The organism is Aggregatibacter kilianii, assembly GCF_003130255.1.
GTDB lineage: Bacteria > Pseudomonadota > Gammaproteobacteria > Enterobacterales > Pasteurellaceae > Aggregatibacter > Aggregatibacter kilianii.
The window spans coordinates 267942-293960 of record NZ_NRCN01000002.1 but is presented as its reverse complement, the minus strand read 5'-3'; the positions used below and the strand labels follow the sequence as shown (position 1 = coordinate 293960).

At 41.3% G+C, this 26019-nt stretch carries 22 protein-coding genes; 11 read left to right on the top strand and 11 right to left on the bottom strand.

The genetic code is table 11. From position 1 onward, the window contains the following. The first annotated feature begins 254 nt into the window (after positions 1–254). From DK428_RS11120 to DK428_RS11075, 10 genes are all read left to right on the top strand, one after another. The gene (locus DK428_RS11120) at positions 255–1058 is read left to right on the top strand and encodes an inositol monophosphatase family protein (RefSeq protein WP_109058548.1); all 804 of its coding nucleotides are present in this window, start codon (positions 255–257) and stop codon (positions 1056–1058) included. A gap of 18 nt (positions 1059–1076) precedes the next feature. Beyond that, positions 1077–2420: an MFS transporter gene (locus DK428_RS11115; protein ID WP_109064457.1), complete on the top strand. Its 1344-nt coding sequence runs from the start codon at positions 1077–1079 to the stop codon at positions 2418–2420. 67 nt (positions 2421–2487) lie between these two features. Next, positions 2488–3852 (top strand): MFS transporter, encoded by a 1365-nt coding sequence (locus DK428_RS11110; protein ID WP_109064458.1) that lies wholly within the window; start codon positions 2488–2490, stop codon positions 3850–3852. A gap of 25 nt (positions 3853–3877) precedes the next feature. Next, the gene (locus DK428_RS11105; protein WP_109064459.1) at positions 3878–4714 is read left to right on the top strand and encodes a phosphatidylinositol-specific phospholipase C domain-containing protein; all 837 of its coding nucleotides are present in this window, start codon (positions 3878–3880) and stop codon (positions 4712–4714) included. 416 nt (positions 4715–5130) lie between these two features. After that, positions 5131–6639 carry a CoA-acylating methylmalonate-semialdehyde dehydrogenase gene (locus DK428_RS11100; protein WP_109064460.1) on the top strand — a complete coding sequence of 503 codons (1509 nt, stop codon included), beginning with the start codon at positions 5131–5133 and terminating at the stop codon, positions 6637–6639. A gap of 90 nt (positions 6640–6729) precedes the next feature. Next, entirely contained in the window at positions 6730–7869 is a 1140-nt protein-coding gene (locus DK428_RS11095; RefSeq protein ID WP_109064461.1) for a Gfo/Idh/MocA family protein, read from the top strand. A 301-nt stretch (positions 7870–8170) separates the two neighbouring features. Next, positions 8171–9109 (top strand): substrate-binding domain-containing protein, encoded by a 939-nt coding sequence (locus DK428_RS11090; protein WP_109064462.1) that lies wholly within the window; start codon positions 8171–8173, stop codon positions 9107–9109. Positions 9110–9191: 82 nt separating this feature from the next. Then, the gene (locus tag DK428_RS11085) at positions 9192–10124 is read left to right on the top strand and encodes a sugar ABC transporter substrate-binding protein (protein ID WP_109064463.1); all 933 of its coding nucleotides are present in this window, start codon (positions 9192–9194) and stop codon (positions 10122–10124) included. A 62-nt stretch (positions 10125–10186) separates the two neighbouring features. Further along, positions 10187–11692 carry a sugar ABC transporter ATP-binding protein gene (locus DK428_RS11080; protein ID WP_065295350.1) on the top strand — a complete coding sequence of 502 codons (1506 nt, stop codon included), beginning with the start codon at positions 10187–10189 and terminating at the stop codon, positions 11690–11692. Positions 11693–11742: 50 nt separating this feature from the next. Then, the gene (locus tag DK428_RS11075; protein WP_109064464.1) at positions 11743–12696 is read left to right on the top strand and encodes an ABC transporter permease; all 954 of its coding nucleotides are present in this window, start codon (positions 11743–11745) and stop codon (positions 12694–12696) included. 155 nt (positions 12697–12851) lie between these two features. Here DK428_RS11075 and adhE read toward each other — a convergent pair whose 3' ends face one another. The 9 genes from adhE to tgt form a co-directional block, all read right to left on the bottom strand. Beyond that, positions 12852–15473 (bottom strand): bifunctional acetaldehyde-CoA/alcohol dehydrogenase, encoded by a 2622-nt coding sequence (adhE, locus tag DK428_RS11065; RefSeq protein ID WP_109064465.1) that lies wholly within the window; start codon positions 15471–15473, stop codon positions 12852–12854. 217 nt (positions 15474–15690) lie between these two features. Further along, positions 15691–16656: a protein translocase subunit SecF gene (gene secF, locus DK428_RS11060; RefSeq protein WP_109064494.1), complete on the bottom strand. Its 966-nt coding sequence runs from the start codon at positions 16654–16656 to the stop codon at positions 15691–15693. 16 nt (positions 16657–16672) lie between these two features. After that, complete coding sequence (secD, locus tag DK428_RS11055; RefSeq protein WP_109064466.1) at positions 16673–18523, bottom strand: protein translocase subunit SecD; 1851 nt, start codon at positions 18521–18523, stop codon at positions 16673–16675. Between the two features lie 27 nt (positions 18524–18550). Beyond that, positions 18551–18850 carry a preprotein translocase subunit YajC gene (yajC, locus tag DK428_RS11050; RefSeq protein WP_005701087.1) on the bottom strand — a complete coding sequence of 100 codons (300 nt, stop codon included), beginning with the start codon at positions 18848–18850 and terminating at the stop codon, positions 18551–18553. A 146-nt stretch (positions 18851–18996) separates the two neighbouring features. After that, on the bottom strand, positions 18997–19368 hold the full coding sequence (locus DK428_RS11045; RefSeq protein ID WP_109064467.1) for a hypothetical protein: 372 nt from the start codon (positions 19366–19368) through the stop codon (positions 18997–18999). Positions 19369–19410: 42 nt separating this feature from the next. After that, positions 19411–19629 (bottom strand): sulfurtransferase TusA family protein, encoded by a 219-nt coding sequence (locus DK428_RS11040; protein ID WP_109064468.1) that lies wholly within the window; start codon positions 19627–19629, stop codon positions 19411–19413. A 17-nt stretch (positions 19630–19646) separates the two neighbouring features. Continuing rightward, positions 19647–20165 carry a hemerythrin domain-containing protein gene (locus DK428_RS11035; RefSeq protein WP_109064469.1) on the bottom strand — a complete coding sequence of 173 codons (519 nt, stop codon included), beginning with the start codon at positions 20163–20165 and terminating at the stop codon, positions 19647–19649. Positions 20166–20192: 27 nt separating this feature from the next. Then, entirely contained in the window at positions 20193–20615 is a 423-nt protein-coding gene (locus DK428_RS11730; RefSeq protein WP_204352452.1) for an excalibur calcium-binding domain-containing protein, read from the bottom strand. Between the two features lie 85 nt (positions 20616–20700). After that, positions 20701–21852, bottom strand: coding sequence for a tRNA guanosine(34) transglycosylase Tgt (tgt, locus tag DK428_RS11025; RefSeq protein ID WP_109064470.1), 1152 nt, complete (start codon positions 21850–21852; stop codon positions 20701–20703). A 312-nt stretch (positions 21853–22164) separates the two neighbouring features. Between tgt and DK428_RS11020 the strand changes: the two genes are divergently transcribed. Continuing rightward, positions 22165–23301, top strand: a complete 1137-nt coding sequence (locus DK428_RS11020) for a pyridoxal phosphate-dependent aminotransferase (RefSeq protein WP_109064471.1) — start codon at positions 22165–22167, stop codon at positions 23299–23301. 46 nt (positions 23302–23347) lie between these two features. On the opposite strand, the gene queA is transcribed toward DK428_RS11020, so the two are convergent. Together queA and putP are read right to left on the bottom strand one after the other, a co-directional pair. After that, on the bottom strand, positions 23348–24439 hold the full coding sequence (gene queA / locus DK428_RS11015) for a tRNA preQ1(34) S-adenosylmethionine ribosyltransferase-isomerase QueA (protein WP_005701080.1): 1092 nt from the start codon (positions 24437–24439) through the stop codon (positions 23348–23350). 80 nt (positions 24440–24519) lie between these two features. After that, complete coding sequence (gene putP / locus DK428_RS11010) at positions 24520–26010, bottom strand: sodium/proline symporter PutP (RefSeq protein ID WP_109064472.1); 1491 nt, start codon at positions 26008–26010, stop codon at positions 24520–24522. Positions 26011–26019 lie beyond the last annotated feature (9 nt).

Genomic DNA, 26019 nt, shown 5'->3' with positions numbered 1-26019 from the left:
CGTCCTCCTAAAATAAATAGCTCAAACCCCCTTTGGATAATACTCCCTTAGCTCAATTAATCTACTAGGATTTCGTTAAAATCAGATACAGATCACAAAAGTGAAACAAAAAAATCATTTTGTATTTATGTGTATTGAATTTTTCAAATTGGAGAGTTAACGTAAATTGTCTATAAAATAAACAAGGAGGGATTATTCAATTTAATAAATTCAGGCTGTAAATCTACAACGATGTATTAATCAGGAGAATATATATGGACATTGAACTACGAAATAGATATTTATTTTCTCAGGAGTTAGTCAAAGAAGTTGGGAAAATTGCGCTGGATTTTTATCTCAATCGTAAGGAGTTAAAAATTGAGTGTAAAAAAGGTGATTTACAGGATCAAGTTAGTATTGCAGATAAAACCGTCGAAGCGAAAATTAAAGACGCATTAAAACAGCATTTCCCGCAAGATGGTTTTTTAGGAGAAGAATCCGGTGCAGAAAACTTAGCCTGTGAATATTGTTGGGTGGTAGATCCTATCGATGGTACCAGCCCGTTTTTATATGGATTAAATGCTTGGTGCATTTCCATTGCAATTCTACACAAAAATCAAATTGTCTCCGGTGTGATTTTTGACCCCGTCCACAATGAGTTATTCAGAGCAATGAAAGGTGATGGGGCATTTCTTAATGATCATCCTATTCATGTTTCCTCTTCCACCTCATTAAAAGAGGGATTAATGGGATTAGGCGTGTCTCACCGCGTTCATCCTAATACTTTTACTCCCGTGCTACATCAAATTTTACTTGATGGCGGAATGTTTATTCGCAATGGTTCCGGCGCATTAATGTTGGTTTATGTGGCGGCAGGTCGTTTGATTGGCTATTTTGAGCCGCATATTAATGCTTGGGATGTTTGTGCTGCAATCATTATTGTTCAGGAGGCTGGTGGATGTGTGAATAATTTCCTTGAAAATGATGGCTTATTAAAAGGAAATTATATTTTAGGTTGTTGTAGTGAAGCTGTGTTTACAAGACTAAATCACATCAAAAACTCACATGAAACACAATAAAAGTAGAAAGGAGGCTATATGTCAGTTCTCAGCTTTTTTAAGGCCGGTTCGGCAATCCCCTTGAAAGATTACACGGAGAAAATGTTTAAGAGTACTCGAATGAAAAGCTTTTGGGCGTTTTCATTTGCTTATGCCATTTATTATGTCTGCCGTTTATCTTTTAACGTAGCCAAACCTATTTTGGTGAATAACGGAATCTTAACGCCAACAGAACTCGGGGTTATAGGTTCCGCAACCTTTATTACTTATGCTGTTGGTAAATTCGTCAATAGTGCTTTGGCCGACCATTCCAATATTGTTCGTTTCTTTTCCGTCGGATTGTTTTTTTCCGCGCTTGCTAACTTTGCCATGGGAATGAACACCAGTGCGATTGTGCTTACCATTATTTGGGGTTTCAACGGCTGGGTGCAATCTATGGGGGTTGGGCCTTGTGTCGTGGCATTATCCCGTTGGTATGATGATAAAGAGCGCGGCTCCTATTATGGTTTTTGGTCTGTAGCCCATAATGTCGGTGAAGGTATTACTTTTGTTGTCACCGCTGCCGTGATTACCACATTCGGTTGGCGTGCAGGGTTCAATTTTGCAGGGATTGCCGGGTTGCTAGGCGTACTTGTGACCATCATGTTTATGAAAGACTCGCCGGAGTCCTGTGGATATAAACCGATTATTAAAACCGAATCAAAAGATGAAGTTTTTGATAATAAGGAAGTGTTAAAGCACCAATGGGACGTCATAAAAAATCCGGCGATTTGGATTTTGGCGGTTGCCTCTTGTTGTATGTATATCGCCCGTTACGGTGTGAACAGTTGGGGTGTGTTTTTCCTTGAAAACGGCAAAGGTTATACCACTATTGAAGCCGCATCCATCATTAGCGTGAACAGCATCGTCGGTATTTTAGGAACGGTCGTTTCAGGATGGTTATCCGATCGTTTCCTACATGGCAAACGAAATATTATGACCATCGGTGTCAGTTTGTTGAATGCGATTTCCTTGGCCGCGTTTTTATTTGCACCGAGCGGCAATACTTGGTTCTCCATTATCGCCCTTTCCGTATTTGGTATTACGCTTGGCATCCAATTGTGCTTCTTAGGTGGGTTATTGGCCACGGATATTTCCCATAAATCCGCTTCCGGCATAGCATTAGGTATGATGGGCGTCTTCGGTTATGCAGGGGCTGCGGCAGGTGAATTTTTAACCGGGTTTATGTTGGATAAAACGACCGTAATTAATGAAGCCGGTAAGAAAATTTATGATTTTGACAGTCTGTCTTACTTCTGGGTTGGTGCAGATCTTTGTTCCGTTTTGGCATCCATTCTATTTGCTATCGTCGTGTACTATCAAACTAAACGAATCACTAATTGATAATGAATGGTAAAAAGTGCGGTGGATTTTGACCGCACTTTTATATGATTAGAAAAGGAGTTTTTATATGAAAGACTTTCTTTATAAGTACGGGTTTACCCCTGCTTCGTTCTTCCAACTTATTCTTATTACTGTAAATGCTCAACTCATTTATGCATTTTGGGATATTCGAAACAGTGTCCCCGGTGGTTTTCCCGCTGCCTTAGGTGTAACCGATCAACAAGCCGGCTATTTATATTCCATGCAAGGTTTAGTTATTATTCTAGGCACGATTGCATTAGGTTGGGTTGGTGATCGATTTTCTATCCGAAGTATCATGTTGTTATCAACGATTGGTGTCGGCGGGATCTCATTATTTCTGACACTGGCATCACCAGGCTTAAGTATGTCTGTTCTGCTTGTGTGCTTTTTCTCCATGCTATTTTTTAGCGAAGTTTTATTTAAACCTGCAAACTTTAAAGCACTTAGAATTTCTACTTCTGAAGAACACCAAGGCGCGGCTTTTGGTCTATTTGAATTTGGCAGAGGATTGCTCGCATTTCTTATATCGTTATTATGGACAGCCATGCTTTATTACAAAGCCGGTCCAAAAGAAATGATGATGACAAGCTGCATAATTGTTATTGTGACAGGGTTTGCTGTCTTTTTTGTTGTACCTAAAGGACAAAAAGTGGGTGATGATGCCCAAGTGGAAACAACGAAAGAAGCATTACAAGGTGTATGGCACGTTGCGAAGTTACCTGTTGTTTGGATTGTCGGTATTAATGTATTTTGTATTTATGGTGCATTTGTTGCGGCCGGTACTTATTTTGCCCGTTTCTTGCAGGGAGGATATGGTACAAGTGCCGTTGCGGCCGCCGTATTTGCTACCGTAGTCATTGCTTTACGCATGCTTCCATTGGTCTCAACGGTTTTGGTTGAGAAAATCTTTGATTCTACAGCTCATTTTATGCGCGTAATGCAGGTGATTCTCACAATAATATTGTTGGCGATAGCATTTATATTTTTTAGTAATCATCCGGATATTTCTTTGTATGCAAATGGGTATTTACCGGATCAACCACCGGATAATCTCATTTCCACTTCAATGTTCTGGACCTTAGTGGTGTTAATGTTATTAGCTTCTGCATGTATTTTTATGATTCGAGGTGTTTACTATGCACCTATTGGTGAATTAGGAGTCGATAAAAAACATTCTTCTGCCGCCATGTCTTTTGCAATTACTATTGGTTATTTTCCTGCGTTATTAACCCCTATTGTGTTGGGTTCCCTTGTAAAATCACCTGAGAAAGATGCAGCGGGTCAAATTATTCGTTCCTATTTGACAGATACTCAAATTTTAGGATGGGCATTTTTAGGTCTTGCATTATTAGTTGTTCTCTCAATCTTCATGTCTCACACTTTAATTAAATTAAAACAGAAAAAATCTTAGTATTTAAATTATAAGGTGGTATTTTATGGATAAATTAATTAATGGGACAAATTGGATATCGTTTTGTGATCCGGAACGTTATATTTCTGAGTTGCTCATACCGGGAACGCACGACACGATGACTGCGGATTGTCAGCAACGATATTATAAAACTCAAACTTTATCACTCGAAGAACAGCTATCTTGTGGTGTAAGGTTTTTAGATATTCGACTTCGAAAAGAAATGGTAGCTGCTCATAGGGAATGGATAAGCCACATTACTTTTGATCAAATTCTTAAAAAGTGCGGTGATTTTTTACAACAAAATTCTGATGAGTTTATTCTCATGCGCATTCAAAATGCTAATGAGAAAAAAGACGATTTTAATGAGTATGGAGCTGCGTTATTAGAAAAAATTAGCCAAAATTTATCGCTTTTTTATTTTTGGTCTTCGAACGAATTGGGACATGAAGGAAATCCTCAATGGCCAAAACTCAAAGAGGTAAGAGGTAAAATTATTGCATTGGAGTGTTCTCCGGTTCAGTTTAAGTTTAGTCAATTAGAAAATGGCTTTTGGGCAGCAAATTGGCATCAAAACCCAAATATTGTGTTACAAGATTTATGGGATGGTCCTAATTTAAACCAAAAACAAGAAGTAATTCAGCATCTTATTCAAGATAGTGTGAATATTCAGAGTGATAAGTTGATTCTTAATCATATTAGTGCAACGAACGGTAGGTTAGGTTTTCCTGATGTTTATGCTGAATATTTAAATCAATATACAAAAGTATTTTGGAAAAAAAAGTCAGGAGTGAAAGGTGTTCAGATTTATGATTTTATTACCCCTGATTTAGCTAGAGAAATTTTTATGCTAAACCACTAGAAGGAGACATATGTTTGTAGAGTATTTTTAAGGTGTACTATTCTAATGAGGTTAATATCGGCAGATATTTAAAAATTAAATCCAACTACTGTAGTTTGAGGATTCCTTTGATTTGCAAATAGCGCCCTTGCTCTTGGGGTTTAGTCTAATTCTATAGGTCTTCTAACTCAGTAGCATAGTGAGTTCTTATTAGTCTGAGCGATACAGAATGGTTTCTGTATCGCTTTTTCTTGTCTGAAAATCAGATACAGATCACAAAAATGAAATAAAAAATTCAAATTAAATAAAAATGATTTGAAAATTTTATTTTATTTTCCTACTCTATAGCTACCTTGGGTGATGAGCATCGTTGTTTTATGTAAATTGCCATTCGTTTATCGCATGTTAATTTCTTAAATCATAAGAAGGAGTTCAAAATGGAAACTGTTTATAACTTTATTAATGGTAAACAAGTGCCAAGCAGAGGGACAAAAGCGCATCCGATTTATAATCCTGCAACAGGCGAGCAAATTCGCCAAGTGATCATGAGTTCGCCTGATGATGTCAATGAAGCGATTGAGGTTGCGCATAAAGCCTTTGCCGATTGGTCGGCGACTTCTCCGCTACGTCGTGCCCGTATTATGTTTAAATTTAAAGAATTATTGGAAAGAGACTGGGATTCATTGGCGCGTTTAATTGTTGAAGAACATGGTAAAGTTTATTCCGATGCCTGTGGTGAATTGACCCGTGGTTTGGAAGTAGTAGAGTTTGCATGCGGTATTCCTCATTTATTGAAAGGTGAATTTTCAGAGCAAGCAGGGCGTGGCATTGATATTCATTCTTCCTTACAACCGTTAGGGGTAACTGTTGGTATTACGCCATTTAATTTCCCAGCAATGGTGCCGATGTGGATGTTCCCGATTGCATTAGCCTGCGGTAATACCTTTATTTTAAAACCGGCGAAAGCCGATCCTTCTTTGTCCATTCGTTTGGCTAAGTTGCTAAAAGAAGCCGGTTTGCCTGATGGTGTATTTAATGTGGTACATGGTGACCGTAATGACAATGAAATTTTATTACGTGATCCGCGCGTTCATGCGGTGAGCTTTGTGGGCTCTACACCGGCTGCTGCCCATGTATATAAAGTCGGTTCCGAGTTCGGCAAACGCGTGCAAACTTTTGGTGCGGCGAAAAACCATGCATTGATTATGCCTGATGCGGATATTGAATCCACGGCGAACGCTTTGTTGGGAGCCGCATTTGGTGCAGCGGGTGAGCGTTGTATGGCTCTGGCATTAGCTGTGACGATTGATGATGAAACCGCAGATAAATTAGTGGCGGCCTTAAAACCGAAAGTAGAAGCGCTTCGTTATGGTCCGGGTATTCCGAAAGACGGTGAAAAAGAAATGGACTTTGGTCCGTTAATTACTCAACAACACCTTAATAATGTGACGAATTACATTACAACCGGTGTGGAAGAAGGGGCAACACTTGTTGTTGATGGTCGTGGTAAAAAACCGGCTGGTCATGAAAATGGCTTCTTCATCGGGGGCTCCTTGTTTGATAATGTCACTGGCGACATGGTGATTTATAAAGAGGAAATCTTTGGTCCGGTGCTTGGTATTGTCAGAGCGAAAAGTTTTGAAGAAGCGATGAAATTGATTAATGAACATCCTTATGGAAACGGTACGGCTATCTTTACCGCTGATGGTGGTGCAGCACGTGAATTTGCGTATCACGTTCAAGCGGGTATGGTGGGCATTAATGTGCCGATTCCGGTGCCGATGTCATTCCACTGTTTTGGTGGTTGGAAACATTCTGCTTACACCACCTTGAACGTTTATGGTCCGGATGGGGTTCGTTTCTACACGAAAATGAAAACTGTGACTACGCGTTGGCCGAATAAATATGTGATTGAGAATGCGGCATTTAGTATGCCAACATTGTAGTCGGCTTCGTTTTTTAATCATCGGGAGGAGATAATGGAACATTGGAACTTATCTCCTCTTATTTTATGCAATAAATGGTAAGGATAGGGTATGAAACAAGTGCGTATCGGTTTAGTCGGAACAGGGTATATCGGACGTTGTCATGCAATTGCTTATGCGCAGGCACCAACGGTTTTTCCGCTTGATGCCGAATTAGTGTTGGAATATTTGGCTGAAGTCACGCCTGAATTAGCAGAAAAGAAAGCAAAGGAATTCGGATTTAAACGATTTACGGGCGATTGGCGTGATATTGTGCAGGATCCGAACGTGGATGTCGTAGATATATGCACCCCTAATTTTCTTCATAAAGAAATCGCATTAGCCGCCATTGCCAATGGTAAACATGTCTATTCTGAAAAGCCACTTGCATTGACAGCGGTTGACGCCAAATTGATGTATGAGGCGGCAAAACAAGCGGGTGTTAAAACATTGGTAGGGTTCAATTATATAAAAAATCCAACAACCCAATTAGCAAGAGAAATTATTGCAAACGGTGAAATCGGTGAGGTGATTCATTTTTATGGCACGCATAATGAAGATTATCTTGCTAATGAAAATACACCATTGGATTGGCACTGCGTAAAAGAAAAGGCGGGTCTTGGTGCACTCGGCGATCTTGCCGCGCATATTGTTCAAATGTCCCAGTATTTATTAGGACAGGATATTCATTCCGTTATCGGCGATATGCAAACGGTAATTAAAACTCGACCGAATCCTAATAATCTGCAAGAACGGTTAGCGGTGGAAAATGAAGATCAGGCAACTGCTTTAGTTCGTTTTGCTAACGGTTGCATGGGAACGATTGAAACTTCCCGCATCGCTTGCGGGCGTAAAATGGGGCTAAGTTATGTCATTACGGGGACGAAGGGGACAATCACTTATACCCAAGAAAGAATGGCGGAATTAAAGCTTTATTTACATGATGAAAATCCTGCAAGACAAGGTTTTAAAACGATTCTTACCGGGCCATTACATCCGGATTATAAGAATTTTTGTGTAAGTGCCGGTCATGGCATTGGGTTTAATGATCAGAAAACCGTCGAGATTCGAGATTTAGTTAACGGCTTAGCTTCGTCGGCAAGCACGCTGTATCCGGATTTTGAGGAAGGCTATAAGGTTTCCAGAGTATTAGACGCTATTGCGCTTTCTTGTGAACAAAAGCGTTGGATAGACGTGGAAGATATTGCATAAATAAACTGTGCAAATGGATTTATATAGGCATCGAACGATGCCTATTTTTTTACTTAAAATAAAATATTTAGTTTATTTTTGCAGTAGTTAAATTTTCCTTCCAAAAAATAAGATCTATTTCACACTTTCAAAAAATGGCTGTTGCAGGAAATCTTCTTTTAATGATATAGATAACAAACGGATGATTTGTTTCAAATTGTTCACTGGTGAAATTTATATTCGCATGTGTTGTTATGGTAGGGTATAGCTGTATTTCAATTTTTTGTTGTTATTCATTTAACCGATAAAAGGGAGTAGCATTATGAAAAAAACACTACTTGCGTTACTTTGTGGTGGAATCCTATTAACGTCTCAAGCCGTTAGCGCTAAAAATGTTGTTATTGGCGCTCCAATGGTTGCCTTCTCCGATAAATGGCAAACCTATCTTCAAGATGCGATTCGTGAATTTGATAAAACACATGATGATGTGGAAATCAAACTTGCCGATGCTAATGGCGACCCTGCCCGCTTATTAAACGATGCGGAGACTTTTATTGACCAAAAAGTTGATGCATTACTTGTTGTTCCAACTGATCCGAATATTGTGAAAGTGATTGGTAGAAAAGCCAAACGAGCCGGTATTCCTCTCATTATTATTAATCGCAAACCATTAGATGAAGATATGCAGTATGTTACCAGTTATGTGGGATCAGATGAAATTGAGGGAGGCCGTATTCAAGCAGACTTTATTGTTAATACTTTAAAAGGTCAACCTGCTCAAGCCGCTATTTTAATGGGGCCTTTAGGGCAAGATGCACAAATTAAACGTACTCAAGGTAATAAGGAAGTTTTTGCGCAGAATAAAAACATCAAAATTTTTACTGAACAAGAAGGTAAATGGGATAGAGCGAAAGGATTGGAAATCGCAGAAAATCTATTGGCTGCAAATAAAAATCTGAATGTTGTAGTGAGTAATAACGATGAAATGGCGATTGGAGCCGTATTGGCGGGCAGAAAATTAGGTCTTAAAGACGAGGACTTAATTATTGTGGGCTTGGATGCAACACCTGATGCATTAGATTATTTAGGTAAAGGTTTGGATGCCACCGTGTTCCAATCTGCTGCCGGTCAAGGTACGGCAGGAGCTAAAATGGCATATCTTGCTGCAAAAGGCGAGAAGGTTCCATCCGTAGAATGGGTTCCTTTCGAACTTGTGACGCCTGATAAGAAAGAGGAATACCAAGCGAAATACAAAAAATAGTTTTCAATCAATGACAACGGAAAGGACGATTTTGTCCTTTCCTGTTACTCAAAGACATCTATTCATAAACGGAGGATAAACAATGTTAAAGAAGATATGCGTCTTGGTTTTTAGTCTCTTTTTCACTCCGCTCATTTTTGCTAAATCCATTGTAGTTGGTGTCTCCATGTATAGCCTCGCTGATAAATATCCGACGTATTTACAGGATTCAATGAATAAATTTGTCAGTTCGCAGTCGGATCTTAAATTTAAATATGCTGATGCTAATGGCGATCCTGCCAAAATGCTGAACGATGTAGAGAATTTTATCGATTCCAATGTGGATGCGTTAATTATCATGCCAACGGATCAAAAAATTGTCAAAGCCATCGGATTAAAAGCGAAGAAAGCCAACATTCCTTTAATTGTCGTTACCGTAAAACCTAATGAAGAAGATATGCAATATGTGTCTAGTTATGTGGGATCGGAAGAAATTAAAAGCGGTGAAATGCAGGGAGAATTCATTGTTAAGTCACTCAATGGTAAACCGGCCAAAGCAATTATTTTACTTGGTCCATTGGGTTTAGAAGCGCAAATTAAACGTACGGAAGGTAACAAAAAGATTTTTGCACAGCATCCTGAAATTAACGTGGTGGCAGAACAAGAAGCTAAATGGGACCGCTCCAAAGGTATGGAAGTGGCGGAAAACCTATTAGCAGCACACCGAGATGCAAATGTGATTCTGAGTAATAACGATGAAATGGCAATTGGTGCCTTGTTGGCAGCGAAGAAATTGGGTTTTAAAGATGAAGATCTGCTTATTGTAGGGATTGATGCGACCCCGGACGCTTTGGAATATTTAGGTAATGGTCTTGATGCCACGGTGTATCAATCTGCATCAGGGCAAGGGCGTTTGAGTGCTGAGATGGCATACAAAGCCGCGCTAGGTGAAAGCATTCCAAAATATAACTGGATTCCTTTTGAATTGGTAACACCCGATATGAAGGAACAATATATCAACAAATATAAGGAGTAAATTGACCGCACTTTATCACGATTATTTCAGTATTCGTTCTTAACCGATTTAAGGAGTTAAAAATGACCAACAGTTCAAATTCTCCCTATATTTTAGAAATGAGAAATGTATCGAAAACATTTCCGGGGGTGAAAGCACTGGATCGAATCAATCTTAGAGTTAAACGCGGAAGTGTTCATGCCTTAATGGGTGAAAATGGCGCCGGAAAATCTACGTTGATGAAGGTTCTTTATGGAATTTATATTCCTGATGAAGGCGGTGAGTTAATTTTAGATGACAAGCCGTTTAAGCCTAGCCGTCCTATTGATGCCATTCGTAGCGGTTTAACCATGGTGCCGCAGGAAATTTCCCCCGCCGCTAATTTAACCATTGCCGATAATTTTTATTTAGGCCGTGAAATTACCCAGGGTAAATTTTTTCTTAATCAAAAGGCCATGGATGAGCAAGCCTCAGCGATTTTAAAAGACCTTGGCGTGCCGATGGATGTGACGGAAAAAATGTCGGATGTATCCGTTGCGAAAGCGCAATTAGTTGCTATTGCCACGGCTGTGTCTAATGATGCGAAAATCATCATTATGGACGAGCCGACAACCGCCTTGACCGAAAATGAAGTAGAGCAGCTTTACCGCATTATTGACACGGTAAAAGCAAGAGGCATTGCGATTATCTTTATTTCTCATAAGTTAGATGAAGTTTTTCGTGTATCGGATGAGATCACCGTAATTCGTGATGGTCAGTATGTGGATACCAAACCGACCAAAGAGGTAACCAAAGAGCAACTTATTTCTATGATGGTTGGTCGTGATATGTCAGAAATGTTTCAGCGTGAACGCTTTGAGTTATCAGATGAAATCATTTTGGAGATCAAAAATTTTACTCGCGAAGGAAAATATAAAGACATTAATTTGGCTGTGCGTAAAGGAGAAATCTTTGGTATCGCAGGGTTAGTCGGCGCTGGTCGTTCAGAAATTGTAGAAGGATTATTCGGTTATAAACCGGCGGATAGCGGTGAAATTTATATTAAGGGCGAAAGAGCAATTATTAATAATCCGTTAGATGCCATGAAACATAAAATTGGTTTTGTGACAGAAGATAGAAAACTGACAGGGTTGTTTTTAAATCTGAGCATTACTGACAATATGATTATGCCGGAGATGTCGCCTTATTTAGAAAACTTTCTGGTATCTGTCGCAAGAGCACAAAAAACCGCAAATGAACAAAAAATAAAACTCAAGATAAAAGCTCCAAATGTGGAAGTTATCACAAATAACCTTTCCGGAGGCAATCAGCAAAAGGTATTGCTTGCACGTTGGCTATTGTTAGAGCCCGATATTCTGATTTTGGATGAGCCGACAAAAGGGATTGATGTTGGGGCTAAGGCAGAGCTGTATAAGTTGATGGTTGAGTTATCAAAACAAGGTAAGACCATCATTATGATTACATCGGATATGTTGGAGCTTTTATCAATGAGTGACCGTGTGATGGTAATGCATGAAGGACATCAAGTGGGCATTATTCCTCATACAGAGCTAACACAAGAACGGGTTCTTGAATTAGCTTCCGGTTAGCTTTTATTCATCACAAACGGTTTATTAATTAAAAAAATGAGAGGTTTACTATGGGAAACGTGACATTGAAGAAAATTATCAATGCGTATGGGATGGTATTAATTTTAATTCTTCTCTTTTTGGGATTATCAGTTTCAATTGACGGCTTTTTTTCGGCGAGAACCGTGTGGAGTATTATAGAGCAAGTCTCCATGTTCGGTATTATTGCGATTGGGGTGACATTCATCATTATCACGACCGGTATCGACTTGTCATCGGGTTCTGTGGTGGCGCTTACTGCGGTAGTTTCAGCTTCGATCGTTACTGGTGGTGATACCGTTTCTGCCGCGTTACTTGCATTCGCTGTTTCTATTTTAATCGGTGCCGGATTAGGTTTGATTAATGGCGGACTTACGGCCTTGGGAGGTATTCCTCCATTTATTGCAACCTTGGGAATGATGATCATTGCGCGTGGTGCAGCACAACTTTATTCTGATGGTCGTCCTATCGATGCGTCCTCAGAAGCATTTACTTGGATAGCTGATGTGAATATTCTAGGGCTTCCTGGACTAGTAATGTTGTATATCTTAATTGTGATTGCATCTCATATTCTACTCAGTCGTTCTACATTTGGCCGTCATGTTTATGCGGTTGGTGGTAACCTTAACGCAGCTAAAATTTGTGGTATTAATACCAATAGAACATTAATTTGGGTATATGTTCTTGGTGGCGCACTATCAGGCTTAGCTGGCGCGTTATTGGCATCTCGGACATATGCGGGGAACCCGTCTTATGGTTTGGCGTGGGAGCTTGATGCCATTGCGGCCGCGGTTATTGGTGGGGTTTCCTTGAGTGGTGGGTTCGGTACCATTCCGATGTGTGTTATTGGCGCTTTGATTATCGGTACGACCAATAAAGGATTAAATATGCTTGGTGTTGACCCCTACTGGCAACAAATTGTTAAAGGCGGAATTATTGTTGTTGCCGTGTTGCTTGACACCTTAAAACGTCGCAAAAAAGGATAAATTTGCCTCATCATTCTTTAGCAATTTATTTGCCCCTTAGAAGCCGTTGGAAAAGCCAATGTTTAAAATCCTTTAGATTTTTTGACCGCACTTTTAGTTGAAAAAGAAAAGCCTAGAAATATTTCTAGGCTTTTTTGTTAAGGCATAATGAGGAATTAATAATCCTTTGGATCATACCCATAATAAGCGCGAGTCAGGATGACTTGCATATCTTCTACCATCGGTAAGCGAGGGTTTGCCGGGGAGCATTGATCTTCAAAGGCAAGGAGTGCCACATCATGGCGTGCATCCATCCAAGCTTTTTCATCCAAGCCTTGTTCTTTGAAGGACATCTTAATACCACAACGTACTGCTAAATCGTAACAGGCTTGCGCGTAAGAACGAACGCCTTCTTCCGGTGTTGCGCAAGGCAAACCGAGCATACGGGCGATGTCTTGGTATTTCACGTCCGCTTTGTAGTAGTTGTATTTCGGCCAAGTTGCAGTTTTTTCCGGACGAGTGCCGTTATAACGAATGACGTGCGGCATTAAAATCGCATTCGTACGTCCATGTGGCGTATGGAATTGACCACCGATTTTGTGGGCAAGGGAGTGATTCATACCCAGGAACGCATTGGCGAACGCCATACCCGCCATGGTGGAGGCATTATGCATTCTTTCACGTGCTTCCGGATCTTTTTCGTTCACGGATTTTTCCAAGAATTCAAATACCAGTTTAATGGCTTGCAAGGCAAGACCATCAGTGAAGTCATTGGCAAGAATGGACACATAGGCTTCGGTGGCGTGGGTTAAAACGTCCAAGCCGGTATCGGCAGCAACGTGTGCCGGTACGGTCATGACTAATGCGGGATCCACAATGGCAACGGTTGGGGTGAGCGAGTAGTCGGCGATTGGGTATTTTTTGTTGCCCTCTGTGATAACCGCAAATGGTGTCACTTCAGAACCCGTACCGGATGTAGTCGGAATACCGATAAATCTCGCTTTTCGACCTAATTGTGGGAATTTGAAAGCACGTTTACGGATATCCATGAATTTTTGTACCAAGTCGCGGAAATCCACTTCCGGTTGTTCATAGAATAACCACATTACTTTTGCCGCGTCCATTGCCGAACCGCCGCCTAAGGCGATGATGGTATCCGGTTTGTAGCTACGGATTAATTCCGTACCGCGACGCACGGTTTCAATGGACGGATCCGGTTCCACATCGGCAAATAATTGGTAAGTCACATGATTGCCGCGAGCTGTGATTTGGTGGGCAATTTTTTCCACAAAACCTAAGTCCAACATGGTTCGGTCTGTGACGATAACCACACGCTCCATGCCGCCCATAGATTGAAGATATTGAATTGAATCCCGTTCAAAATAGATTTTTGACGGCACTTTAAACCATTGCATATTGTTTCTCCGTCTACCTACTCGTTTAATGTTAATTAAATTGACCGCACTTACGTTGTTGCCTACGGAGTTTTTACCGTAAGAACCACAACCTAATGTGAGGGATGGTAGGAAGGCATTATACACATCACCAATACCGCCGAAAGTGGATGGAGAATTCCAAATAACGCGAATGGCTTTGACCCGTTTACCGAATTCTCTAGCCAATTCAGCATCGGATGTGTGAATGGCTGCGGAGTGACCTAAACCGTGGAATTCCACCATTTGCTCTGCTTTGGTTAAACCGTCTTCACGAGATGTGGATTTTAATAATGCTAACACCGGAGAAAGTTTTTCACGGGTAAGAGGTTCTTTTTCGCCGACTTCTTTACATTCAACCAATAAAATATTTGTGCGAGGCGGTACTGTAAAGCCTGCTTGTTCGGCAACCCAAGAGGCAGGTTTACCCACCACATTAGCATTCAGTTTGGCACCGGCGCAATTTTTACTGTTGGCTTTCACACCGAACATGAATTCTTCCAACAGCGCTTTTTCTTTCTTATTGATCAAATAAACACCGTAAGAAAGCATTTCTTTCACAAAATCGTCATAGATTTCTTCATCAACAATAGCGGCCTGTTCGGAGGCGCACACCATGCCGTTATCGAAGGATTTAGACATGACAATGTCGTGTACCGCCTGTTTTAAATTAGCGGATTTTTCTACATAGGCAGGCACGTTACCGGCGCCTACGCCCAATGCCGGTTTACCACAGGAATAGGCAGCTTCCACCATAGCGTTCCCACCGGTGGCGAGAATAGTAGCAATGCCAGGATGTTTCATTAAAGCGGATGTGCCTTCCATGGATGGTTTTTCGATCCATTGAATACAATTTTCCGGTGCTCCGGCGGCGACAGCCGCATCATAGACGATTTTGGCAGCGTGTGCAGAAGATTGTTGTGCGGAAGGGTGGAATGCAAAGACGATAGGATTACGTGTTTTGAGTGCGATGAGTGATTTGAAGATGGCGGTGGATGTCGGGTTAGTGGTTGGTGTGATACCACAAATAACGCCAACAGGGTCGGCAATTTCAGTGATTCCCGTAACATCGTCTTCACTTATTACACCGACGGTTTTTAAATGCCTCATGTTGTTCACTACATATTCGCACGCAAACAAATTTTTAGTGGCTTTATCTTCAAAAACGCCGCGCCCGGTTTCTTCATAAGCATGCATAGCCAAGACGCCGTGTTGATCCAAGGCGGCAACAGACGCTTTTGCTACGATGTAATTGACTTGCTCTTGATTTAGTTGGCAGAACTGCTCCAAGGCAACCAAACCTTTCTCAACCAATTTATTCACTTCAGCTTGAGCCGGGCTTAGGGTGTTTTCAACATTACTCATAATGCTTTCTCCTAAAGCTTAAAAATTAAAGACTAACTATTTATGATTATATAGTATTCATTTCGTGAGCACGATCACAATTTGCCCGATTGGGAAAAATTCTCATTAAATGTTGAAATAGGTCAAAAGTGCGGTAGATTTTTGCGATGTTTTTTGAAAGAGGTTTTATCGGTAAAAAATAAGGCCGCATATGCGACCTTATTGAAAATTGGTTGAATTATGGCATTTCATCAATGTCATCTTTATTCACCTTGGCTTGCACCATGTGTTCACGGCTTAAACCTAAGTCATAAGCGATGGCAATCGCAATAAAGATGGAAGAGTAGGTACCGAAACCGATCCCGATGAGCAACGCTAAGGAGAAGTTATGAATGGTCGGACCGCCGAAAATATAGAGGGCGATGACCACAATTAACGTTGTTACCGAGGTCATAATAGTACGGGACAAGGTTTGGGTTAATGAAATATCAATAATGTCGATAGCGGAAACCCGTCTGATCTTGCGGAAGTTTTCACGCACTCGGTCGAATACCACAATACTATCGTTTAAAGAATATCCCACCACGGAAAGAATTGCCGCGATGAAGGTGAGATCCATTTCAATTTGTAAGTAAGAGAATGCGCCTAACGTCACAATCACGTCGTGAGCCAAAGAAAGCACACCGCCCGTTGCTAAACGCCATTCAAAACGCATACCTACATAAAGTAACAACATGATAAGCGTTGCCAAGGTGGCGTAAATGGCACCTTGGGTCAACTCTTCACCTACATTCGGCCCCACAAATTCAATGGAACGAATTTGAATATCGCTATCCAATGTGCTCAACATTTTTTTGACATGATCGCCGATTTGGGCGTCTTCTGTTGCCGGTAGGCGAATCATCACATCACGTACGCCACCGGTAGTTTGCACTAGTGGGCTTTCGATGCCGTTTTGGGTAAGAGTGGTACGTATTTTTTCCAAATCTGCCGGTTGGGAAAAATGCGTATCCACTACCACGCCACCGGTGAAATCCAAGCCCCAGTTGAACCCTTTGGTAAACACAAAGAATAATGACACCACGATAATAACCACGGAAGCAAGATAGCCCCAAATACGGAATTTCATGAATTCCACTAAACGGAAAGGGAGTTTAATGCCTTGAATTTCTTTAATTGGCTGACTTCTGTTTTCTAAATTCACAATATGTTCCTCACCGTTAAATTGATAATTTATCAATTCGTTTGCCGCCGTATAAGAAATTCACGATTGCGCGTGTTCCGGTGATTGCGGTAAACATTGAGATGGCAATACCCAAAGATAAGGTGATTGCAAACCCTTTAATCGGACCGGTTCCTACAGCGTATAGTGCTACGGCGGTTAAAATGGTCGTTAAGTTAGCATCAAAGATGGAACTGAACGCACCGCTATAACCTTCGTTAATGGCCTGTTGAATCGGACGTCCGTTACGTATTTCTTCTTTAATCCGTTCAAAGATCAACACGTTCGCATCCACAGACATCCCGACCGCCAATACGATACCGGCAATTCCCGGCATGGTAAGCGTGGCGCCCGGTAATAAGGACATTAAGCCGACCAATAAAACGATGTTGGCGATTAAGGCGACATTGGCGATAAGACCGAATTTACGGTAGTAAATGACCATAAACGCTACTACGATCATTAAGCCCCAGAAACTTGCTTGCAAGCCTTGTTCTACGTTTTGCGCACCAAGAGACGGGCCGATTGTACGTTCTTCCACGATTTGAATCGGCGCAATTAACGCACCGGAACGAAGTAACACGGCAAGATTTTGTGCTTCGGCAGGGGAGTCAATACCGGTAATTTGGAATTGGCTACCAAAACGGCCTTGAATAGTGGCGACGTTAATGACTTCTTCGTGTTTTTCTAAAATGGTTTTGCCATTTTCGTCTTTTTTGCCGCTATCTTTGTATTCAACATACAACGTGGCCATCGGTTTTTGGATGTTGGCACGGGTGGTTTGTGACATGATTTCGCCACCTTCGCTGTCTAACGTCACGCTAACTTGCGGTCTGGACGTATTTTGATCCACGCCGGAACTCGCGTTAGTAATGTGTTCACCACCTAACACCGCACGTTTATATAACACGATAGGACGATTGTTTCTGTCATATTTTACTTCGGAATCAGAAGTGACCATGCCGCGAGCGGCTGCTTCTAAGTTTGCGTTGCCGTTGACTAGACGGAATTCAAGAGTGGCCGTCGCACCAAGAATTTCTTTTGCGCGGGCGGTGTCTTGCACACCCGGTAGCTCAACCACGATACGTTCTGCGCCTTGACGCTGAATCACGGCTTCTGCTACGCCAAGTTCCGCCACGCGTTTACGCAAAATACTTAAGTTTTGTTCAATAGCACTTTCACGGGATTCGTTCAATGCCGCTTCAGACAAACCAAGGGATAATGTATTGTCGGAAATGGCTTTTACTTCCAGATTTGGGTGTTGGCGACGCAAATAACGTTGCACATCGGAAAGTTGTTCAGGACGGGCTAGCGTAATGGTTGTACCAAAATTTTCTGCCGATTTGATGGCTGTGTACTGATATTTTTCTTTACGCAATTCTGTGCGTAAGGCGTCTTGTAATTGTTCCTGGCGTTTGCTTAAAGCAGAATTCATATCCACTTCCATTAAGAAACGCACGCCACCGCGCAAATCCAAGCCCCATTTCATCGGGTTGCCGCCAATGCTGCTTAACCATGCCGGTGTTGCCGGTGCAAGGTTTAAGGCGACAGAATAATTTGTGCCTAATTTTTCAGTGATTTTATCTTTGGCGAGTAATTGCGCATCAGTGTTGTTAAAACGCACAAGAATAGATCCGTTTTCCAACACGATGGATTTGGTTGCCAGATTATTGTCTTTTAGAACAGTTTGAACTTCGCTTAAAACGCCGGAATTGGCTTCCTGGCCACGAGTTCCTGAAATTTGTACGGCAGGGTCTTCACCGTAAAGATTTGGAAGAGCGTATAAAATACCAATGGCGACCAAAAAGATCACCATTAGATTCTTCCATAAAGGGTAACGATTTAACATAGATTTCCTGTTCCCTTGAGGAATAGATTAAAGAGTTTCGATTGTGCCTTTTGGTAATACGGCTGCAATGTAATTACGGTTAATGGTAATTTCGGTTTTATCGTTTAATGCGATAACGATAACATCGCCTTTTTCCGGCACTTTGGTGATTTTACCGATGATACCGCCGGCAGTGAGTACTTCGGTGCCTTTGGTTAATTCGGACATCAATTTTTTATGTTCTTTATTTCTTTTTGCTTGCGGACGATAAATCATGAAATAGAAAATCAATCCGAAGATGATGAAAATAAATAACATTGACATTGGGCTGCCTTGTTGCGCTTCCATTCAAATTTCCTTTTAGTTAATGACAAAATATAAAGACGCACATATGGCGTCCATAACCTGATAAAAATCGCCGAGTAAAATACCATAAATCCGCCTAAATGTGAAAAAATAAAACGAAAAAAGACCGCACTTTGGCGGTCTTCTCACTAGTCTCTATCGAAATCTAAGTCGGCTTTATACTCAATTCGGCCTCTGCTTTTCAGTTCGATAGAAACATCTAATTCTCGGTTTCCCCGTCTAAATTTTAAATCCGTATCATCGCGTCTAATTTCAGACTCTACTATACGGAATCCACGGCTTTGGGCATGTTCGATGACACGCTTGGCAAGCGGACGTACATCATCGCCTTGCAAGTAATATTTCACTTCATATTCACCGCGTCCTTGATACTCCGCTTTTACCAATTTAGCATTGTTTGGTTTGTAAATATCCGCAGGAAGGGATCTTTGTGCAAATACGGTAGTTGAAGTTAAACCAAGAATGGCCGCCAATAACGTGGCTTTTAGAGTATGTTTCATAGAAATCCTTATGGATAACAAAATATTATGTAACATCAGCGACTATTTGCAGATCTTACGTATTTTGAGTTGGCGATTTTGCTCATCCGCTTCAAAAGTACAATGCGATTTTTCACATAATAAGCGAAATTCCTCAATGGTACTTTCTGTTGAGAGTAACACGGTCAACTCGTCATTTGCCGTTAAATTTACTAACGCTTTTTTCGTCATCAGCAAAGGTAACGGGCAACGATAATGACGGGTATCAAGTTGATATTCCATGATTTTCTCAATAACATCTATCGTTGCACATGACGACGATTCGACATAATTTTTCCGATTGAGTTCAGTTCCTGCTCGGATAAGTGTTTTTTACCAAGCTCAAACAACGGTTCTTCCAAGGCAATATGTTTATCGTAGCCCGATACCACATTATTGATTAATGCAATATCGACATTATCCCGTTCGCCTTTTAGCAAGTCTGTTAACTGTTCGGAGAGTTTCGCCCAGTTATCATGCAAGGACACGTGCTGTCTTTCCAACTCATCAATGTCTTTTTGCGCTTCCGGCACATGTTTCACCAAGAGCGGGAAAAAATCTTTTTCCTCGTCATCATGGTGCAATGGGGCAGACTGATTGAAGTAATTCAGAATTTGTTGAACGTCATTTTTCACTGCCTGATTACAACCGTGTTTTGCCAAATAATCGGGCAAAATAGTCAGTTGCCGACAAAAACGTTTCACTTTGCTATGGCAGGCATACAGCATTTCAATGGGTTCATTCCATGTGGCAAATTGTTGAGGGGATAACTCAATCATATATTTTCTCCAATAATTAAATAGTTATTAGTGTCCGCATCTATCTTCACAAGGTTTGCCGTCGTTATCTCCATCCATTTTTGTATTCGGACAATTGCGAAGAAAATAGCGGGCTTCTGCACAAGAGTTCATTTCGGAGCAGTATTGACGACCATCACACGAGAATCTTTGATTTGGTTTTGAATACGAAAGGTTATTTTTTTGGATAAATACAGTTTTATTTGTATGGTCTTTAAAACTTATTTCAGAAGGTCCAGTATACTCCTCTTGTTTTTTGGTATTTTTGAAGTACATTTGTGCCTTGCCTATCCAGTATTTACTTTTCCAAATGAATTCCTCAACGGTCTCTCTGACAGGGGAGCGAAGTATTGAACATTGCCATATTATAAATCCAACACTAGAAAACAGGAGTGTAGCGACTATAAATTTTGTTATTTTAGAATTTAGCACTTTGAGGTTCCTAGTTAGAAAATTAATCTTAAACAAAAAGTGCGGTTGAAAAAACAGTTAAATTTTCCACCGCACTTTTAACCGATTATTTTTCTGTTTCTGCAAGTTGTAGCGACGGAACAGGCTTGCCGATTCTCGCATAAAACTCCACTACGAAATCATCGAAGCGATCTTCTTCAATCGCTTGGCGAATTTCCGCCATTAAACGTTGGTAATAACGTAAATTATGAATGGTGTTTAGGCGCGCACCGAGGATTTCACCACATTTATCCAAATGATACAAATAGGCTTTGGTGTAATGCTTACAGGTGTAGCAATCACAGTGTGGATCCAATGGACCAGTGTCGTCTTTGTATTTGGCGTTGCGGATTTTCACGATTCCGTCGGTGACGAATAAATGACCGTTACGTGCATTACGGGTCGGCATGACACAGTCGAACATATCGATACCGCGGCGTACGCCTTCCACTAAATCTTCCGGTTTACCTACGCCCATTAAATAACGTGGTTTATCGGCGGGGATTTGCGGGCAAATGTATTCTAAAATGCGGTGCATATCTTCTTTCGGTTCGCCCACGGCTAAACCGCCCACGGCATAGCCGTCAAAGCCAATGTTCACCAAGCCTTCCAAGGAGACTTTGCGTAATTCTTCAAATGTACCACCTTGGATAATACCAAATAGTGCGTTTTTGTTACCTAATTCATCAAAACGGTTGCGGCTACGTTGTGCCCAACGTAAAGACATTTCCATGGATTTTTTTGCATAGTCGAAGGTTGCTGGGTAGGGCGTGCATTCATCGAAAATCATCACAATGTCGGAACCTAAATCATATTGGATTTCCATGGATTTTTCCGGAGATAAAAAAATGCGTTCGCCATTGATTGGGTTTTGGAATTTTACACCTTCTTCGGTAATTTTTCGCAACTTACCTAAACTGAACACTTGGAAACCGCCGGAATCGGTGAGAATCGGACGATGCCATTGCATAAAGTCATGCAAATCGCCGTGTTTACGCATCACTTCTTGCCCCGGACGAAGCCATAAATGGAAGGTGTTACCAAGGAGAATTTCTGCGCCGGTGGCGCGCACTTCTTCCGGTGTCATGCCTTTTACCGTGCCATAAGTGCCCACCGGCATAAACGCCGGTGTTTCAACCGTAAAGGTGCCTTGTGGACGTTCAAATACCAAGCGACCACGACGGGCGTTACCACTGGTTTTATCTAATTCATACTTCATTTCATTTCCTCAACGAATAAACAGTTCGAAGATTTTTGTTCAATAAAAAAGCCTGTTTAAATACACAGGCTTCATGCTATGGTTTTTTGCTCTGCTCTTTGAGCAGAGAGGGATTATATTAATAATGGTCCCCCCATTATTTTTGTTAATTTAGATCAGTAAATCCTTGTCTTTTTATTTTATGACTTGCTCTAAAATAAGTCAAATTTCCCACTTTTTTATTCTTTCTGAAATTTGTTGCAATTTTTTTTCTTTTATTGTGTCGAAGATTTGATTATGTATTTGAAAGCAAATGTTATTTAAAGGAAGTGTATGCAACGTAGAGATCTACTGAAGTTAAGCAGTTTGGCATTGGTAGGGATGTCGGTTACGCCATCATTAATGGCAGAAAAGAAGCGTAAAAACAAGACCGATGAAACCTTATATTTGAATTTTAACGAAAATTCTTTAGGTATGGCAGAGAAAGCCAAACAAGCTATTATTAATAGTTTAGCTGTCGGTTCTCGCTATCCCGATGACCAACGTGCCGAATTAATTACTCAACTGGCCAAAAAGTATGATGTGCAAGATCATTTTATCTCTTTGGGGAATGGATCTTCGGAAAATATTCAAGCCATAGTGCAATGGTTGGTTCATAAAGCCAGACAGGCGAAGCAAGCAGTACAGTTAATCGTACCGGAACCGACCTTCGACTATACCGAATTGTATGCTAGATTTCTCAATGTCCCGGTAGCCAAAGTGCCATTAACCGCTGACTTTTCATTTGATTTGGCCAAGTTGCAGGAAACCGCCGAGCAATTTAGCGGCCTTAACATTTTTTATTTATGTAATCCCAATAATCCGACTTCAGCCATTACGTCGGCAAAAGCGTTATTCCCATGGATTAAAAAATCAGCGGAAAATTATTTCTTTTTATTGGATGAGGCTTACGCTGAATTTGTGCAAAATCCGGCCTTTGAAAGTGGTATTAGTTTAGTAAAGCAAGGATTTAAAAATGTTGCGGTAACCCGTACGTTTTCCAAATTTTATGCGCTAGCCGGTTATCGCGTCGGTTATATGTTGGCAGATCCTGACGTGGTGTTGGATGTGGAGAAATTTATGTCCATAGACAATACCAATGTTGCCGGTGCCGTTGCTGCTACTGCTTCCTTGCAAGATCAAACCTTTGCACAGTTAAGCTTACAAAGTAATGCCGCATCCCGCCAAATTGTGCAAAATGCGTTGAATGAGTTAGGATTAAAATTTGTGCCCTCTAATGGCAACTTTGTTTTTCATGAAATTAAAGGTGATATAAAAACTTATCAAGAACGTATGAAAGCAAATGGTATTCTTGTAGGGCGTGAATTTTTACCAATTCAAAGCTGGAGTCGTTTGACTTTGGGTACGCCGGAAGAAATGCAATATTTTGTAAACGTATTAAAAGAGTTCAGAAAGAAAGGTTGGGTTTAGTCCTAACAGTAAAAAATAAGGTGGGCATTTAACCCACCTTATTTTTTTATTCTAATCCCTTCACATTCGGATTCTTGTTAATAAACATCGCATCACCATAACTGAAAAAACGATAGCGATTTTCTACCGCACTTTTATAAGCATTCATGGTGTGGCTAAAGCCTGCGAAAGCAGAAACCAACATAATCAATGTACTTTCCGGCAAATGGAAGTTGGTGATTAAACAATCCACCAATCGGAATGTTTTGCCCGGATAAATAAAAATGGATGTGTCGGAAAAATAAGGTTCAATTAACACCGCACTTTGTTTTTCTTCTGCGGCTAATGCTGCGCTTTCAATCGAGCGAACTGATGTCGTGCCGACCGCAATGACCCGTTTGCCGGCTTGTTTGGTGGCGAGAATAGCATCACAAACCGACTGTGGCACTTCCACATATTCTGCGTGCATAACGTGATCTTCAATGTTTTCCACTCGAACCGGTTGGAATGTTCCCGCGCCCACGTGCAAGGTAACGAAAGCAAAATTTACACCTTTCTCTTTTAATTTCTCCAAGAGTTCATCATCAAAATGCAAGCCCGCCGTCGGTGCCGCCACTGCCCCCGGCACTTTGTTATAGACGGTTTGGTAACGTTCCTGATCTGCTTCCTCATCAGGTCGATCAATATACGGTGGCAACGGCATATGCCCAATTTGCTGCAACACATCAAAAAGTGCGGTCTGTTTTTCGGCTATTTCGATCTCAAACAAGCTATCTTGGCGACCAAGCATTATTGCTTTCACACCATTGCCTTCGCCCAGTTTGTCTTCACCTAAAATCAATTCAGCCCCCGCTTTCGGTGCTTTGGATGAACGTACGTGGGCTAAAAAACGCGATTCACTCAGTACACGCTCAACTAACACTTCAAGCTTTCCGCCGCTAGTTTTTCGCCCGAACATCCGAGCAGGAATTACTCGGGTATTATTAAACACCACCAAATCGCCAGGCTGAATTAAATCTAACACATCGGCAAAAGTGCGGTGAAAAATTTCCCCGTTTTCACCATTTAGTTGTAATAAACGGCTGGCTGTCCGCTCCGGTTTCGGATAACGGGCAATCAGCTCATCAGGTAAATCAAAATTAAAATCGGCAACACGCATAATTGAAAAAATAGGTTTGAAAAATAGGGTCGTAGTCTAGTGCGAATCGAGGCGAATCTCAAGAGAAAACGACCGCACTTTTAGCGTCTTGCTTCAAATTCAACTAAAGCTTCATCGAATTGTTCCATCACTTTAGGGTGAACCGGTGCGAACACGGAGGACGTAATCGTGATGAAAGAACATACCAAGAAGCCCGGAATGATTTCATAGAGGTGAGATAAATCTTCCCAACCTAAATATTTCATTAATGGACTCCAAGCAACCACCGTGATGGCACCCGATAACATTCCCCATAGCGCAGCTTTAGAACTGATATTGCGGTTGAACAAAGAAAGAATCACCACCGGACCGAATGCAGCACCAAAACCTGCCCACGCATAAGAAACCAAGCCCATCACTTTGGAATTCGGATCTTGTGCGATAGCGATGGCAACCACTGAGATTAACAATACCATTAGGCGACCGACCCAGACCAATTCAAGACTTGAGGCCTCTTTACGGAAGAAGCCTTTATAGAAATCTTCCGTAATTGCCGCGGAACACATTAATAATTGGGCGGATAAGGTACTCATCACCGCCGCTAAGATAGCGGATAAGACTATGCCGACAATCCAAGGATTAAACATCGCTTTGCTTAATTCGATGAAAACTGCTTCTGCATTGCTTAATTCAAGATTTTTGGTGGTGAAATAAGCTAATCCGAAATACCCTACGGCAACAGCACCGCCAAGGCAGAGGAACATCCACGAGATCCCGATTCGACGGGCTTTGTCTAGAGATGCTACGGAATCCGCCGCCATGAAACGGGCAAGAATGTGTGGTTGTCCGAAATAGCCCAAGCCCCAAGCCAACGCAGAAATAACACCAATGCCGGAAACATTGTGTAACCAGTTGCTGTAAGGGATGCCGGTGGCTGCTGATTTGGCTTCCAAAGACATCGTAATTTCATCCCAGCTGATATTTAATAACACCATGATCGGTGCAAAAATTAGAGCAAAAATCATTAATGACGCTTGGATGGTATCGCTCCATGAAACCGCCAAATAGCCACCGATAAAGGTATAGGTAATGGTCGCTAATGCCCCTAACCAAAGTGCGGTGGAATATTCCAACCCTAAGAAGCTTTGGAATAACTTCGCCCCTGCAACCACGCCTGAGGCGCAGTAAATGGTAAAGAAGAAGAGAATAATGCCTGAAGAAATGATCTTTAACGCTTTTTTCTGGCGTGGAAAACGTTGTGCAAAAAATTCCGGCAAGGTTAATGCGTTGCTATATTTCTCGGTGAAAATTCGCAAACGTCCTGCCACAACACGATAGTTCAAATAGGCACCGATGGTTAAGCCGACGGCAATCCATGCTTCGGTAAGACCGGATAAGAAAATCGCGCCGGGTAAGCCCATTAATAACCAGCCGGACATATCAGAAGCGCCGGCAGACATAGCAGTCACGAAACTTCCCATTTTTCGTCCACCCAAAATGTAATCATCAAAATTTTGAGTGGAGCGATAGGCGTATAACCCAATACCTAAAATGATCGCTAAATAGAGGCCAAAGGTGATGTAAATTTGCATAAAACGCTC